Origin of the sequence: Pseudomonas sp. PGPR40, from assembly GCF_022014505.1 — a bacterium.
In the GTDB taxonomy this organism is placed as follows: Bacteria; Pseudomonadota; Gammaproteobacteria; order Pseudomonadales; family Pseudomonadaceae; genus Aquipseudomonas.
Map to the genome: position 1 here is coordinate 24,460 of NZ_JAKLSP010000043.1, position 14,594 is coordinate 39,053.

A 14,594-nucleotide genomic window follows, 5' to 3' on the forward strand; every position below is an offset into this window, starting at 1 on the left:
AGAGCGTGGGAACGATCACGCCGCGATCTCTCGCGGCGTTTTTGTGTCTGCTGCTTCTTACCCCAGGTTCTTGCCGAGCAGCGCGTGGTACAGCTCGCTGTCACCGAGAATCCCGACCACCTTGTTGTTGTCGTGCAGCACCAGCTTGTTGCCGGTCTGGTAACGAATCTGCAGCGCATCGCGCATGCCGATGTTGGAGTCCACCAGTGTCGGCCGACGACCCAAACCTTCAACCGCTTGCCCCGGTATCCAGTTCTGCAGGTCCAGGCTCGAGCCGTTCTGGCGTGCGCCTTTGATGGTGTTGCCTTCAGCCAGGTCCAGCCACGAATCGCCGCCTGGATCCAGGCATACCGAACCGTTGATGCGTTTGCACTTGTCCAGGGTGCGCATCAGGCTGCGCCCGCACAATACGTTCAGCGGATTGGTGTGGGCGACGAAGGTGCGCACGTAATCGTCCGCAGGATTGAGGACGATTTCTTCCGGCTTGCTGTACTGGATGATCCGGCCGTCTTTCATGATCGCGATACGGCTGCCGAGCTTCAGGGCTTCATCGAGGTCGTGACTCACGAAGACGATGGTTTTGCTGAGCTTGCGTTGCAGTTCCAGCAGTTCGTCTTGCAGGCCCTGGCGAATCAGCGGGTCGAGGGCCGAGAACGGTTCGTCCATCAGCAGAATGTCAGCGTCCATCGCCAGTGCGCGGGCCAGGCCCACACGCTGTTGCATACCACCGGAAAGCTCATCGGGTTTCTTGTTGCGCCATTGGGTCAGGCCCACCAGTTCGAGTTTTTCATCGACCAGTTTTTTCCGTTCCTTCTCCGGCCGGCCCTGCATCTCCAGACCGAAGCTGATGTTCTCGCGCACCGTCAGCCAAGGCATCAGGGCGAACTTCTGGAACACCATCGCAATGCGCTTGGTGCGCATCATTTTCAGTTCCGCCGGGGTACAGGAAGCGATGTCGATCTGCTTGCCTTCGTGCTCGACGAACAACTTGCCACGACTGACAGTGTTGAGGCCGTTGATGCAGCGCAACAGGCTGGACTTGCCGGAGCCGGACAGGCCCATCAGTACGCAGATTTCGCCTTTCTCGATGTCCAGGCTGGCTTTTTCGACGCCGACGATTTGCCCGGTCTTTTTCAGAATCTCGTTGCGGGTCATACCCTCGTCGAGGAGTTTAAGGGCCGCGCGCGGATCTTTTGAGAAGATCACGTCCACGTCTTCGAAGCGAATAATGCTCATGCGTCACCCCCTACTTTGGCGTCGGGTTGTTTGCAGATACGGTCGAGCATGATCGCCAGCAATACGATCGCCAGGCCTGCTTCGAAGCCCAGTGCGATATCAGCAGTGTTCAGTGCGTTGACCACGGGTTTGCCCAGGCCGTCGGCGCCCACCAGTGCCGCAATCACCACCATCGACAACGACAGCATGATGCACTGGGTGATGCCGGCCGCGATGCTTGGCATGGCGTGGGGCAGTTCAATCCGTGAAAGCAGTTGACGGCGCGAGCAGCCGAAGGCTTTGCCGGCGTCCATCAATTCCTGCGGAACATCGCGAATACCCAGGTAGGTCAAGCGGATAGGCGCGGCAATCGCGAACACCACCGTCGAGATCAGACCCGGGACCACACCCAGACCGAAGAGGGTCAGGGTAGGAATGAGGTACACGAAAGTCGGCACGGTTTGCATCAGATCGAGCACCGGCCGCATCACTGTGTAGAACATCGGTTTGTGCGCGGCGACGATGCCCAACGGCACGCCGATCAGCACGCACACCAGGGTGGCGAACAACACCTGGGCGAGAGTTTCCATGGTTTCCTGCCAGTACCCCAGATTGAGGATCAGCAGAAAGGAGGCGACGACGAAAGCGGTCAGGCCCCATTTGCGTTGGATGAAGTGTGCCAGTAGCGCGATGAGGCCGATCAATGCCAGCGGGTTGAACCAGGTCAGCGCAAAAGTCACGCCGTGGATCATCGTTTCCAGTGACACGGCGATTGCGTCGAAGGTGTTGGCGCCGTTTTGCGTCAACCATTCAACGAAGCCCGCGATGTACTGGCCTAAGGGTATTTTCTGATCAATCAGCATGGTAGTGAACGTCCGCATGCAAGGAAATAACAGCCCGGGCGAGCGAACTCGCCCGGCGTAAGCGATTTTACTGTGCCAACTTGGCTTTCACGGCCTCCAGGCCAGGTTTACCGTCAATGGTGGTCACGCCAGCCAGCCAGGTATCGAGCACCTGTGGATTCTTTTTCAGCCAGGCCTTGGCGGCCGCGTCAGGCTTCATTTTGTCGTCCAGGACGTTGCCCATCAGCGTGCTTTCCATGTCGAGGGTGAACACCAGGTTCTTCAGCAACTGACCCACGTTGCTGCATTCCTGTACGTAGCCCTTGCGGGTGTTGGTGTAGATGGTCGCCTGACCGAAGTTCGGGCCGAAATATTCGTCGCCGCCGGTCAGGTACTTCATCTTGAATCGAGTGTTCATCGGGTGCGGTTCCCAGCCCAGGAACACCACGGCGGTGTTGCGGCGCTGGGCGCGATCGACTTGCGAGAGCATGCCTGCCTCGCTGGACTCGACCACCTTGAAGCCGGCGTCTTTCAGGCCGAAGGCGTTCTTGTCGATCATGCTCTGGATCAGGCGGTTGCCGTCGTTACCCGGTTCGATGCCATAGATCTTGCCGTCGAGTTCTTTCTTGAACTTGGCGATGTCGGCGAAATCTTTCAGACCTTTGTTATACAACTCTTCGGGGACGGCGAGTGTGTATTTTGCATTTTCCAGATTAGCGCGCACGGTCTCTACGGTACCGGCATCGCGATAGGCCTTGATGTCGTTTTCCATGGTCGGCATCCAGTTACCAAGGAATACGTCCATGTTCTTGCCGTCGGCCAGCGACTTGTAGGTCACCGGCACGGAAATCATCGTGGTTTTGGTCTTGTAGCCCAGGGCATCGAGAACGACGCTGGTGGTGGCGGTGGTGACGGTAATGTCCGTCCAGCCGACATCGGAGAAGTTTACGGTGCTGCATTGGGCCGGTTCTGCGGCTTGAGCCAGAAACGGCAGACTCAGCATGGCGGCCAACAACAACGACGGGGAACCTTTCATAAGGGGCGACTCCTTGGTGTTTTTTTTGGCAGTGTTCCGACTGGACCACCGCACTTATCTGTTGCGGTTGGATGGCGTTTTGGAGACAGCTCTACCACGGCGCCGTGCAATCGAGTCGATACGATCATGTACCAGTGAAAATCTGACGCCTACAGGGTGCGTCGTATCCAGTACAGGGATGGTCGCATCCAGTGTCGGTGACGTCGTTTACAGCTTTTTTCGGCCCGTTTTGTCCCTCTGATCCGCAAAAAAACGCCGAAAACACGGCGTGTGAGACACGCGGCGCTGGTGGGCATGAGTGCGTCGGTGTGAGACGTCGAACGACATGGCAAAAGCCTGATGATGCGGCCATCTCGGCGGATTGCAGCTTGAGCGTAGCAGCTCCGTCACTGGGCGCTTTTGCGTCTGGAGCAGGCACATCCAGGAGTTCAGCAGTAATGGCTATCAGCGTTTTCGACCTGTTCAAAATCGGCATCGGCCCTTCCAGTTCACACACCGTGGGGCCTATGCGCGCCGCGGCGCTGTTCGTGCAAGGTTTGCGTGAGCAAGGTGTTTTGGAGCAGGTGCGGCGCGTCGAAGTTCAGCTTTATGGGTCGCTCTCGGCTACCGGCATCGGTCACGGCAGCGACAACGCGGTGATCATGGGGCTGATGGGCGAATGGCCGGACGCGATCGATCCGTCGCAAATCGGCATCCGCATCGAAACCCTGCGTGAAACCGACACGCTGTTGCTCGACGGACGTTTGTCGGTCCCGTTCATCTGGGCCCGGGACATGCGCCTGATCGACGAGAACCTGCCGTTCCACCCCAACGCCATGACCCTGATTGTCGAAGGCGATCACGGCGAGCTGCATCGCGACACCTACTATTCGGTCGGCGGCGGTTTTGTCGTCGATGAGGCACAGGCCTCCAGCGGTGTGGTGGATCTGGACAGCACCGTGCTGCCTTACGACTTCTCCAGTGCCGTCGAGCTGCTCAGTCTCTGCAAGCAGCACAACCTGCGCGTTGCAGAGCTGATGATGGCCAACGAGAAAGTCTGGCGCAGCGAAGAAGAAATTCGCGCCGGTCTGATGAAGCTCTGGCGCGCCATGCAAGATTGCGTGGAGCAAGGCCTCAAGCACGAAGGCATCCTGCCCGGTGGCCTGAATGTGCGTCGTCGCGCAGCCAAACTGCACCGTAGCCTGCAGGAGTTGAACAAGCCCAACGTGATCGGCTCGACGCTGAGCGCCATGGAATGGGTCAACCTGTTCGCTTTGGCGGTCAACGAAGAAAACGCCGCCGGCGGGCGCATGGTTACGGCACCCACCAACGGCGCGGCGGGGATCATTCCGGCGGTATTGCACTACTTCATGAAGTTCAGCGAGGCAGTGACCGACGCCAACGTGGTCGATTACTTCCTCAGTGCCGCGGCAGTAGGGATTCTGTGCAAGAAAAACGCCTCGATCTCCGGCGCCGAAGTCGGTTGCCAGGGCGAAGTCGGTTCGGCCTGCGCCATGGCGGCGGCCGGGTTGGCGGAGATTCTTGGTGCCACGCCGGAGCAGTTGTGCAACGCGGCGGAAATCGGCCTGGAACACAACCTCGGCCTGACCTGCGATCCCGTGGGCGGGCTGGTGCAAGTACCGTGCATCGAGCGCAACGCGATTGCGGCGGTGAAAGCGATCAACGCGGCGCAGATGGCCCTGCGGGGCGACGGTCAGCACTTTATCTCGCTGGATCGGGTGATCCGCACCATGCGTGATACCGGTGCCGACATGCATGACAAATATAAAGAGACATCGCGCGGTGGGTTGGCGGTTAGTGCGGTTGAGTGTTGAAGTGTAAAGTCGGAATTAGTTGGATACAGGTGTAAGTCATTTGCAGCAGTAATGTTCTCTAAAATGCCCGGCTCAATTTCCCGACATCGAGGACATATGCTAACGACAACGCTATCTGGTTCTGTTCCCAATCTTAGTGGAGTGCTTCTGGATCCGGGCTTTCGCGCAAAAACAACGTTGGTACACAAACAATTGGTTTCGGCAGCAAACAATCCGGGCTCGCTTCATCTTGCCAGTAGCAGCAAATCGGCATGGGTAAAGCACGATTGTTCTCCAGCGACGTTGCTGCATAGTGTTGAAGTCCATACCAAGCGAGGCCTGATGAATTTGAATGCGTCGAAGGACTTTGCCACCGGGACGCTCAGCCAAGAGAACAAACGTGAGGTTGAGCGAGCGGTGAGCTCTACGGTGGCCGCGCTGAATCAAATTATGGCCAGGAACGACGCCGGACCGCCGTCAATTACAATTCACGAAAATCATTTGATCGGTGATGGTTTGGTTCATGAGGATCGCAACATTCCTCGACGGGGTAACCCTGACGATTATGATCGTTACCATACTTTGGGAGTCCCTTTTGCGGAAAATGGTCGCATGCAGGCCCATTATCATCTTGAGTTCAGAGGTGGGTTAACCGCTGCAGCATTTGCTGATGTACTTAATGGTCTCAACGATGTAGGGACGGTCATTGCTGGGAGAGAGATAGTTTCAGCAGAAGATATCGGACTGATTCTTGGCAAGATTCCTTCGAGCGATGCTGCAAAGTCATCATTGCGTATGGAAATCAAAGCTGTCCGCCAGTTGATTCCCAGTGAGTTCGATGCAGGCTCATCAAAAACCCAGGCTCGCGATGAGTTGTTTGGCACATTTACCGCATTGGGTAGCGCAAATGTCGAGGTAAACACGGGCCAGGTCTTTAGGAACGCTCACATGAACGGATTTCGCGTTGCAGAGCCTGACTGTCTGGATAACGGCAATACCCGGCTGAGCGATGATCTTGCATTAGTTGAGTCTTTTTCAGATGGTGCTTCGGTTTCTACTTTGACTACCCAGCACTTGTTGGATATTCACCTTTCTTTTCGAAAAGCGATGGCTGATCTACCCGATGCGGGTGTCGTCGGGATGAAGGAGGTCAAAGCGTTTAAAGAGCGGTTGGAGCTAGCCTCACAGCAGGTAGTAAGCATGTTGAGACGTTCCTGATCGTTGCAGGCCTGTTCATGACGAAGACCAGTCAAAACTGCGCACTAAGTGAACGCCCGATTTAAAACGCGCCACCTTTTGGCGCGTCGCTAACAGATAACTCGTTTCCCCGATGGTCGGGTCATATTCGCAGGCTCGACCGTCCGTCACCCGTGCCTGCGGTGACACTCCCCCCATGTAGCGTCGTAGCCCTGTTCCCACAAGTGCTACCGATTTGCTCACAGGCAACGGGGTAGCGGGTTTGCGGCCTCTAATGGCACTTATGACCTCTTATCTCTGCGCGCCATATCTAGACGCATCGCGACGTCGTTTTCAGGAGTTATTGAACACGCATTCAAATTTAGGCATGGCAATTGCTCTGTCATTACAAAGCCCGTCTCCCACGCGAGAACGATGGCAATAAAAAGAGCCTCCGCCTGAGGCCATCACCCGCTTTGTGTGAGGAGATACCGCGATGACGACGTTCAACTCCGGGGCCCAACCCCAGAACCGTGCGCCTCAATCCATCGGCTTTTTGCTGCTGGACAATTTCACGCTTATTTCTCTGGCCTCCGCAGTAGAACCTCTGCGCATGGCCAACCAATTGTCCGGCCGCGAGCTGTATCGCTGGACCACACTCACCGTCGATGGCGGTCAGGTCTGGGCCAGTGACGGTCTACAGATCACTCCCGACGCCTCCATGCACAAAGCGCCGCCCCTGGACACCGTGATTGTCTGCGGCGGTATCGGCATCCAGCGCACCGTAACCCGCGAGCACGTGTCGTGGCTGCAAAGCCAGGCGCGTCAGTCTCGTCGTCTCGGCGCGGTCTGCACCGGCAGCTGGGCCCTGGCCTGTGCTGGCCTGCTGGATGGTTTCGACTGCAGCGTGCACTGGGAATGCCTGGCGGCGATGCAGGAAGCTTTCCCGCGGGTAGCCATGAGCACCCGGCTGTTTACCCTCGACCGTAACCGTTTCACCAGCTCCGGTGGCACCGCGCCGCTGGACATGATGTTGCACCTGATCAGCCGCGATCACGGTCGTGAATTGTCCGCTGCGATCTCGGAAATGTTCGTCTACGAGCGTATCCGCAACGAGCAGGATCACCAGCGCGTGCCGCTCAAGCACATGCTCGGCACCAACCAGCCGAAGTTGCAGGAAATCGTGGCGCTGATGGAAGCCAACCTCGAAGAGCCGATCGATCTCGACGAACTGGCGGTGTACGTCGCCGTTTCGCGTCGTCAGCTGGAGCGGCTGTTCCAGAAGTACCTGCACTGCTCGCCATCGCGTTACTACCTGAAACTGCGCCTTATCCGCGCCCGGCAGCTGCTCAAGCAAACGCCGATGTCGATCATCGAAGTGGCGTCGGTGTGCGGTTTCGTGTCCACGCCGCACTTCTCCAAGTGCTACCGCGAATACTTCGGCATTCCGCCGCGTGACGAGCGTGTAGGCTCCAACACCACACAACAAGTGGCGATGATGCCGCTGCCGCAAGCCCTGGTGCTGTCACCGCTGTCCGGGCCGCTGTCGGCGTTGAGCCAGGCGCGTAATGAGTCGACGTTTGCCAGCGTAAGGCTCTAATGCTCTGATCGTTCCCACGCTCTGCGTGGGAATGCCTCAATGGACGCTCTGCGTCCGCTTCGGCAGGGACGCGGAGCGTCCCGGGCTGCATTCCCACGCAGAGCGTGGGAACGATCATGGCGAGGCGGTACTCAGGCGCTACGGCTTTGCTGGTACTGCGCCAATGCCGGTAACAGTTGCTTGTCGATCGCCTGGCGCACGGCCGGCAGGATGGTCGCGCTGCTGGTGTACATCTGCTTGACCATGGTTCGTAGCGTCATCGCCCGCTCATCGTTCAATCCTCGCACCGCACACTCACAAGCCTGCTCGGCTGTAGAGCCATTCGGCACTTGAAAACCCAACGATTTAAGCTGGCCCAACAGGTCTTCCTGGTCAATCAAATCGGCGTGCATCATGACGCAATCCTTCTTCAGGGAACGGTGTCGTGGTTCGATTCTGGTGGGGGCATGGAGTGGCGGCAAGGGCGATTTGTCGCAATGGCCGCATTGGCTATGAACATGTCGTTTTCGGCTAACTTGCTGCCTACGGGAGTAGGCACACTGGACTCAGCTGGCTTCACGAAGGTTTGGTCACCCTCGCACGGCAGCTCCTCAACAGTACCCACCTCTGCCCCGATCCTGTCACGGCTTGATCGGGGTTTTTTTTGGCCGGTGAATTTGTAGGAGCTGGCTTGCCAGCGAAGCGGTGTGACAGACATATTGGCTTTCGCTGGCAAGCCAGCTCCTACAAGGTTGGTGTGACGCGGTCTACCGTTGCAACACCAAAATCCGCGACAGCAACTCATCCCGATCGACATAACACCCCTGGAAATGCCGGGCGCCTGTTGCGGGATCGAACGCATTGCGGGCGTGAAGGGTGCGGCGGTTGTCGAAGCACCACAGCTCGCCGGGATTGAGCCTTTGCATCAGCCTGAACCGCGCCTCGCGGGTCATCGCAATGAAACGTCGGTAAGCGCGATACAGCTGGGGCATCTGTTCGACTGAAGCATCGAACGGCCCACGCAAAAAGTTCGCCATGCGGATTTCCGACACTTGCCCAAAAGCATCCAGGGCGATGATCGGCGCCAGATAGCGGTGGTCGCTGTGACGGTCCTTGTTGCGAAACTCAACGGGTATTTCACACAAGGCCTGAAACGCCTCGGGATCTTCCTGGCGCAAGGCTTCGGCGATGGCAAAACCGTCGACGAAAATGCTTTCGCCACCGTCGGCGTCATTGACCAGGCAATGCAGAAATTGCAGCCCTGGTTGCAGCTCCCGCGTGGGCAGGTCGCTGTGCAGCGGCAGGTTGAAGGCGGTGTAGGCATTGCTGTCGGCATCGGCCTTTGATTGGACGTTGAACAGCACGCCAAAATTGCTCTCGCGGATGAAGGAAATCCGTTGGGCGATCAGCTTCAGCGAGCCCGGCTCGGTGGGCACACCGCGAACCTGGGTCAGGCCGATGTCACGCACGGCCAGGAGCCATTGCAGCAAGGCATCGTTGTCGTCCATCAATGCCTGATAGTTGAACACCGGCAACTTCAGCTAGCTGTCCCACCGCTTGCTTTTCGGTTTGGCGGCCCGGTGTTCGGCGCGGGATTCATCGTCATAGGCGTGGGCCCGCAGCCAGCCCGGGTCGAAGCGGCTGAGGTGGCCGTCCTGCCAATCGACACACAGGCAACCATCGGTATCGATTCGGGCGCTGTCGGGGATCAGATTTTCCGCGACATCGACGATTTCCAGCACTTGCTCGCGGGTCACCGTGTAGACGCACTGCGGGCACGGGCAGTTGTCCCGTAGCCATTGATGATGAAAAGGGCTGACCCGACCGTCCGCCCACTGCACTTGAATGCGGTCCGCCAGGGTGTGCACGGCGGTCAACGCGCTGATCAACGGGTAGGTGCGGAAATCGGCAAAAGCGGCGGCGGTGTTCATGGCGAGCTCCTTATTATTTTGTGGGCGGTAAAGCGATCACTCGGCCGATAAAGGCGGGTGCGGGCAGATCGGCTTGCTCGGCGACAATGGCTTGCAGTTTGCTCAAGGTGTCTTCGCTGAACGGTGTGGATCGCGGCCCGGCGAGGTCGACGTGCAGCAGCATTTGTTCATTGCCCGCCAGCTCCTTGTCACCGCCCACCAGATGCAGGCTGTGGTAGAGGTGCAGGCGCTTGCGGTCATGGCCGATGATCTGCGTGTGCACTTGGACCTCGGCATCGAGCTTCACTTCGTGCAGGTAGTTGAGGTGCAGTTCGAGGGTGAACAGCGAGTTGCCGCTGGCTTCGCGGTTGTGGCTGTCCATGCCCAGTCGATCCATCAGCGCGTCGGTGGCGTAGCTGAAAATCAGCAGATAGAAGGCATCGCGCAGGTGGCCGTTGTAGTCGACCCAGTCGGGGATGATTTTGGTTTGGTAGGTGGTGAGGGTGGGCATCTTGCTCTCCAGAGATGATCGTTCCCACGCTCTGCGTGGTAACGCCTCCTGTGACGCTCTGCGTCACGCCTTTTGGGACGCAGAGCGTCCCGGGCTGCATTCCCACGCAGAGCGTGGGAATGATCAGTGTTACGGGTTACTCGCTGAACGTCATGCCATGTTTGGCCTTGGTGGTCTTCACCGCCTCCAGCACCGCCAGCAGGCAATCATCACGATAGCGCTCCAGCGCCGAGATGCTGTGCTTGCCCAATTGATCGCCGGTGCCATCCACCACGTCATCGATCAGTTTGTCGGTCAGCTCCGGCGCCGGCAGGTAGGTCCAGGGCAGCTGCAACGCCGGCCCGAACTGCGCCATGAAGTGCCGCATGCCCGCATCGCCGCCCGCCAGGGTGTAAGTCAGGAAGGTGCCCATGAACGACCAGCGCAGACCCGCGCCAAAACGAATCGCATCGTCGATTTCGCCGGTGGTCGCTACACCGTCGTTGACCAGATGCAGCGCCTCACGCCACAACGCTTCGAGCAAACGGTCGGCGATAAATCCAGGTACTTCCTTGCGCACATGCAACGGGCGCATGCCCAGGGATTCATAGACTTTCATCGCCGCCTGCACCGCTTCTGGCGCGGTGTTCTTGCCGCCGACCACTTCCACTAATGGCAGCAGGTAAACCGGGTTGAACGGGTGCCCGACCACGCAGCGTTCCGGGTGGGTCGAGCTCTCGTAAAACTCGCTTGGCAACAGTCCCGAAGTACTGGAGCCGATCAAGGCATTGGGCTTGGCCGCGGCGCTGATTTTGCTGTGCAGTTCCAGTTTCAGTTCCAGTCGTTCTGGAGCGCTTTCCTGGATGAAATCCGCATCGCGAACGCATTCTTCGACGGTGGCGACAAAGCGCAGCCGATCCTGCGACGCGCCGGGTGCCAGGCCTTGTTTCTCCAGCGCGCCCCAGGCATTGGCGACGCGTTTGCGCAGCGCCGCTTCGGCACCGGGCGCCGGGTCCCAAGCCACCACATCGAGGCCGTGGGCGAGGGCGCGGGATACCCAGCCGCTGCCGATGACACCGCTGCCCAGCGCGGCGAAGGTTTTGATATCAGTGATAAAGCTCATGGCGACGTCCTAAAGAGTTCGGTGATCCCTGTAGGAGCGAGGCTTGCCCGCGAAGAGGCCGGTACATCCGACGGATCTCTTACGGCAGGAATACCGCCTTCGCGGGCAAGCCTCGCTCCTACAGGTAATGTGTGGGGTGGTTAACCGCGCTTGGTCAGGCCCATTTTTGCCCGGCCTTCAGCTGGGGTCAGAACGCGCGCGCCGAGGCGGCTGAGGATTTCCGAGGCGCGTTCGACCAGTTGGCCGTTGGTCGCCAATACGCCCTTGTCCAGCCACAGATTGTCTTCCAGGCCGACCCGCACGTTGCCGCCGAGCAATACCGCCTGCGCCGCCATCGGCATCTGCATGCGACCGATACCGAACCCGGCCCAGACTGCATCGGTCGGCAGGTTGTCGACCATGGCTTTCATGGTGGTGGTGTCGGCCGGCGCGCCCCACGGGATACCCAGGCACAGCTGAAACAACGGGTTGTCGAGCAGGCCTTCCTTGATCATCTGCTTGGCGAACCACAGGTGACCGGTGTCGAAGATTTCCAGCTCAGGCTTAACGCCCAGCTCTTGAATGCGTTTGGCGCCAGCACGCAGTTGTGCCGGGGTGGAGACGTAAATGGTGTCGCCATCGCCGAAGTTCAGCGTGCCGCAATCCAGCGTGCAGATTTCCGGCAGCAGTTCTTCGACGTGGGCCAGACGGGTCAGCGGGCCGACGAGGTCGGTGTTCGGGCCGAACTCCATCGGGTTCTCGCCCGCGCCGATTTCCAGGTCGCCGCCCATGCCGGCAGTGAGGTTGACGATGATGTCGACGTCCGCCTCGCGGATACGCTCCATCACTTCGCGGTACAGTGCCACGTCACGGCTGAACTTGCCGGTTTCGGGGTCGCGAACGTGGCAGTGGACCACGGTAGCGCCTGCCTTGGCGGCTTCCACGGCGGCCGCGGCGATTTGTTTCGGGGTGACCGGCACGTGTGGGCTTCTGGCGGTCGTGTCGCCAGCACCGGTGAGTGCGCAGGTGATGATGACGTCGTGGTTCATGAGGCGGTTCCTTACAGGCGTGATTTTTGGGTGTGGCTTGGGCGTGACGATTCCATTCGCAGCCCGCATCGGGCTGCGAATCGGTGGTTCATTTCGTTTCTATTTACTGGTCAGCTTCAGGTTTTCAGCCGCCGGTTTGCCGTCGAAGGTGGTCACGCCTTCGAGCCAGCGTTGCTTGTCTTGCGGGTGATCCTTGAGCCATTGCTTGGCCGACTCGAAGGCGTCCTTGTGATCCAGCAGTGGCTGCATCATCCGGCTCTCGTCTTCGGCGGTGTAGGTCAGGTTGCTCAGCAAGCGACCGATGTTCGGGCATTGCTGCGAGTAGTTCGGCGCGGTAACGGTCCAGACCGTGGCCATGCCTTCGTTCGGGCCGAGGGCGTCTTCGCTGCCGGTGAGGTAAGTCATCTGCACGTTGACGTTCATTGGGTGCGGCGCCCAGCCAAAGAACACCACGGCTTCCTTGCGCCGCACCGCGCGATCCACCGCGGCCAGCATGCCGGCCTCGCTGGACTCGACCAATTGGAACTTGCCGAGGCCGAACTGATTCTTGGCGATCATCGCCTTGATCTGGGTGTTGGCGCCCGAGCCGGGTTCGATGCCATAGATCTTGCCGCCCAGTTCTTTCTCGAATTTGGCGATGTCGGCGAAGGTTTTCAGACCTTTGTCGGCGAGGTACGTCGGAACGGCGAGGGTGGCGCGGGCATCCTTGAGGCTTGGCGCTTCAAGCACTTTGACCTGCTTGGCATCGACAAACGGTGTGATGGTCTGGGTCATCAGCGGGTTCCAGTAGCCGAGGAACAAGTCCAGGCGCTGATCGCGGATCCCGGCGAAGATGATTTGCTGGGAGGCGCTGGTCTGTTTGGTGTTGTAGCCGAGGCCGTCGAGCAATACTTGGGTCATGGCGCTGGTGGCGATCACGTCGGTCCAGTTCACTACGCCCATGCGCACGTTCTGGCACGACGCAGGTTCGGCCGCCATGACGCTGGCGCTCAAGAAAGCGGTACCGCTGAGTGCAAGAACACAGCTGCTGATCAGTCGTTTCATGTCGGGTTCCTCGGCAGGTCGTTATTGTGGGTTCCGGTGTCTGATGCGCCGGTGATCTCAAGTTACGCAGCTAAGCCCCCGTAAAAACGCACTGCGGCGACCAGCTCTTGCACTGCAGCGACCTGCGCGCTTGAATGCCGGTTGCAAGTGGCGTATCAACATCCATACGCTTCCCGCCCTCTCGCTACCTGCCATCGAGTGCGCGCCATGTCCCAGGATTTCTACTTCTTGTTGATGCCGGGTTTTTCGGCGATCGGTTTTATCTCGGCCATCGAGCCGCTGCGGGTCGCCAATCGTTTTCGCGGCGAGTTGTATCGCTGGCATGTGTTGAGCGCCGATGGCGGGGCGGTGTTGGCCAGCAACGGCATGTCGGTCAACGCCGATGCCGCGCTGGAACCCCTGAAGAAAGGCGCGACTTTGCTGGTGGTCGCCGGTTTCGAGCCGCTGAGATCCACCACGCCAGCTCTGGAACACTGGTTGCGCCGCCTGGATAACGAAAGCGTGACCCTCGGCGCCATCGACACCGGCAGCTTCATCCTCGCTGAAGCCGGCCTGCTCGACGGCCATCGCCTGACCCTGCACTGGGAAGCCATCGATGCCTTCAAGGAGTCCTACCCGCAACTGAGCGTCACCCAGGAGCTGTTCGAGATCGACCGTCGGCGCATCACTTCAGCCGGCGGCACTGCTTCCATCGATTTGATGCTGGATTTGATCGCCCAGGCCCACGGCCCGGAACTGGCGATCCAGGTCAGCGAACAATTCGTACTCGGGCGCATCCGCCCGCGCAAAGACCACCAGCGCATGGAAGTTGCCACGCGGTATGGCATCAGCAACAAGAAACTGGTGCAGGTGATCGGGGAGATGGAACAGCACAGCGAACCGCCGCTCAGTACCCTGGAACTGGCGGAATCGATCAAAGTGACCCGGCGTCAGCTGGAACGCCTGTTTCGCCTGCATCTGAACGACACGCCGAGCAATTTCTACCTGCGGTTAAGGCTGGAGAAGGCACGGCAGTTGCTGCGTCAGACGAACATGAGTGTGTTGGAGGTGAGCATCGCGTGCGGGTTTGAATCGCCGTCGTATTTCACCCGCAGTTATCGGGCACGGTTTGAGCGGTGCCCGCGTGAAGACCGCCGGCAAAGCCAGAAGGCCTGAAACCGACCCCTGTAGGAGCGAGGCTTGCCCGCGAAGAGGCCGGCACATTCGAAATCATTGTTGTCTGACACGACGCCTTCGCGGGCAAGCCTGTTGTGGTCCAGTTTTTTTGGACCGCTCTGTAGGAGTATTAGGCCGCCCGCTCTTCAAAAAGGGCTGGCGGCAGGTTATTCGAGGCTGTGTGGCAACGGCGATGGTTGTAA

The 14,594-nt window shown here is 59.1% G+C and carries 12 protein-coding genes and 1 pseudogene; 4 read left to right on the forward strand and 9 right to left on the reverse strand.

Going from position 1 to position 14,594, the window contains the following annotated elements:
• Positions 1-57 precede the first annotated feature (57 nt).
• The 3 genes from choV to MEB48_RS27075 form a co-directional block, all read right to left on the reverse strand.
• Positions 58-1,236, reverse strand: coding sequence for a choline ABC transporter ATP-binding protein (gene choV, locus MEB48_RS27065; protein WP_237886826.1), 1,179 nt, complete (start codon positions 1,234-1,236; stop codon positions 58-60).
• Positions 1,233-2,078, reverse strand: coding sequence for a choline ABC transporter permease subunit (gene choW, locus MEB48_RS27070; protein WP_237886827.1), 846 nt, complete (start codon positions 2,076-2,078; stop codon positions 1,233-1,235). The genes choV and choW overlap by 4 nt, the downstream gene beginning before the upstream one ends.
• A 67-nt stretch (positions 2,079-2,145) precedes the next feature.
• Positions 2,146-3,093, reverse strand: a complete 948-nt coding sequence (locus MEB48_RS27075) for a choline ABC transporter substrate-binding protein (RefSeq protein WP_237886828.1) — start codon at positions 3,091-3,093, stop codon at positions 2,146-2,148.
• A gap of 437 nt (positions 3,094-3,530) precedes the next feature.
• Here MEB48_RS27075 and MEB48_RS27080 point away from each other — a divergent pair, with 437 nt between their 5' ends.
• The 3 genes from MEB48_RS27080 (at position 3,531) to MEB48_RS27090 (ending at position 7,662) form a co-directional block, all read left to right on the forward strand.
• Positions 3,531-4,907 carry an L-serine ammonia-lyase gene (locus tag MEB48_RS27080; RefSeq protein WP_237886829.1) on the forward strand — a complete coding sequence of 459 codons (1,377 nt, stop codon included), beginning with the start codon at positions 3,531-3,533 and terminating at the stop codon, positions 4,905-4,907.
• 96 nt (positions 4,908-5,003) lie between these two features.
• Positions 5,004-6,104 (forward strand): hypothetical protein, encoded by a 1,101-nt coding sequence (locus MEB48_RS27085; protein ID WP_237886830.1) that lies wholly within the window; start codon positions 5,004-5,006, stop codon positions 6,102-6,104.
• Positions 6,105-6,558: 454 nt separating this feature from the next.
• The gene (locus MEB48_RS27090) at positions 6,559-7,662 is read left to right on the forward strand and encodes a GlxA family transcriptional regulator (RefSeq protein ID WP_095052585.1); all 1,104 of its coding nucleotides are present in this window, start codon (positions 6,559-6,561) and stop codon (positions 7,660-7,662) included.
• Between the two features lie 131 nt (positions 7,663-7,793).
• Here MEB48_RS27090 and MEB48_RS27095 read toward each other — a convergent pair whose 3' ends face one another.
• The 6 genes and pseudogenes from MEB48_RS27095 to MEB48_RS27120 all read right to left on the reverse strand — a co-directional run bounded on the left by MEB48_RS27095 (position 7,794) and on the right by MEB48_RS27120 (position 13,236).
• The gene (locus tag MEB48_RS27095) at positions 7,794-8,057 is read right to left on the reverse strand and encodes a hypothetical protein (protein ID WP_095052586.1); all 264 of its coding nucleotides are present in this window, start codon (positions 8,055-8,057) and stop codon (positions 7,794-7,796) included.
• Between the two features lie 351 nt (positions 8,058-8,408).
• Positions 8,409-9,572: pseudogene (locus MEB48_RS27100) on the reverse strand (gamma-butyrobetaine dioxygenase).
• A 13-nt stretch (positions 9,573-9,585) separates the two neighbouring features.
• On the reverse strand, positions 9,586-10,062 hold the full coding sequence (locus MEB48_RS27105; protein WP_237886831.1) for a thioesterase family protein: 477 nt from the start codon (positions 10,060-10,062) through the stop codon (positions 9,586-9,588).
• 136 nt (positions 10,063-10,198) lie between these two features.
• A complete protein-coding gene (locus MEB48_RS27110; RefSeq protein ID WP_237886832.1) occupies positions 10,199-11,164 on the reverse strand; it encodes an L-carnitine dehydrogenase in 966 nt (321 codons plus the stop codon).
• Between the two features lie 140 nt (positions 11,165-11,304).
• Positions 11,305-12,192 carry a 3-keto-5-aminohexanoate cleavage protein gene (locus tag MEB48_RS27115; protein ID WP_237886833.1) on the reverse strand — a complete coding sequence of 296 codons (888 nt, stop codon included), beginning with the start codon at positions 12,190-12,192 and terminating at the stop codon, positions 11,305-11,307.
• Between the two features lie 99 nt (positions 12,193-12,291).
• Positions 12,292-13,236, reverse strand: a complete 945-nt coding sequence (locus MEB48_RS27120) for a choline ABC transporter substrate-binding protein (RefSeq protein WP_237886834.1) — start codon at positions 13,234-13,236, stop codon at positions 12,292-12,294.
• A gap of 207 nt (positions 13,237-13,443) precedes the next feature.
• On the opposite strand from MEB48_RS27120, the gene MEB48_RS27125 reads away from it, so the two are divergent.
• Entirely contained in the window at positions 13,444-14,391 is a 948-nt protein-coding gene (locus tag MEB48_RS27125) for a GlxA family transcriptional regulator (RefSeq protein WP_237886835.1), read from the forward strand.
• Positions 14,392-14,594: the final 203 nt, after the last annotated feature.

Bases quoted from the DNA above. Each gene is read 5' to 3' on its own strand.
- choV (WP_237886826.1), bottom strand. From the start codon at position 1,236: ATGAGCATTATTCGCTTCGAAGACGTGGACGTGATCTTCTCAAAAGAT.
- choW (WP_237886827.1), bottom strand. From the start codon at position 2,078: ATGCTGATTGATCAGAAAATACCCTTAGGCCAGTACATCGCGGGCTTC.
- MEB48_RS27075 (WP_237886828.1), bottom strand. From the start codon at position 3,093: ATGAAAGGTTCCCCGTCGTTGTTGTTGGCCGCCATGCTGAGTCTGCCG.
- MEB48_RS27080 (WP_237886829.1), top strand. From the start codon at position 3,531: ATGGCTATCAGCGTTTTCGACCTGTTCAAAATCGGCATCGGCCCTTCC.
- MEB48_RS27085 (WP_237886830.1), top strand. From the start codon at position 5,004: ATGCTAACGACAACGCTATCTGGTTCTGTTCCCAATCTTAGTGGAGTG.
- MEB48_RS27090 (WP_095052585.1), top strand. From the start codon at position 6,559: ATGACGACGTTCAACTCCGGGGCCCAACCCCAGAACCGTGCGCCTCAA.
- MEB48_RS27095 (WP_095052586.1), bottom strand. From the start codon at position 8,057: ATGATGCACGCCGATTTGATTGACCAGGAAGACCTGTTGGGCCAGCTT.
- MEB48_RS27105 (WP_237886831.1), bottom strand. From the start codon at position 10,062: ATGCCCACCCTCACCACCTACCAAACCAAAATCATCCCCGACTGGGTC.
- MEB48_RS27110 (WP_237886832.1), bottom strand. From the start codon at position 11,164: ATGAGCTTTATCACTGATATCAAAACCTTCGCCGCGCTGGGCAGCGGT.
- MEB48_RS27115 (WP_237886833.1), bottom strand. From the start codon at position 12,192: ATGAACCACGACGTCATCATCACCTGCGCACTCACCGGTGCTGGCGAC.
- MEB48_RS27120 (WP_237886834.1), bottom strand. From the start codon at position 13,236: ATGAAACGACTGATCAGCAGCTGTGTTCTTGCACTCAGCGGTACCGCT.
- MEB48_RS27125 (WP_237886835.1), top strand. From the start codon at position 13,444: ATGTCCCAGGATTTCTACTTCTTGTTGATGCCGGGTTTTTCGGCGATC.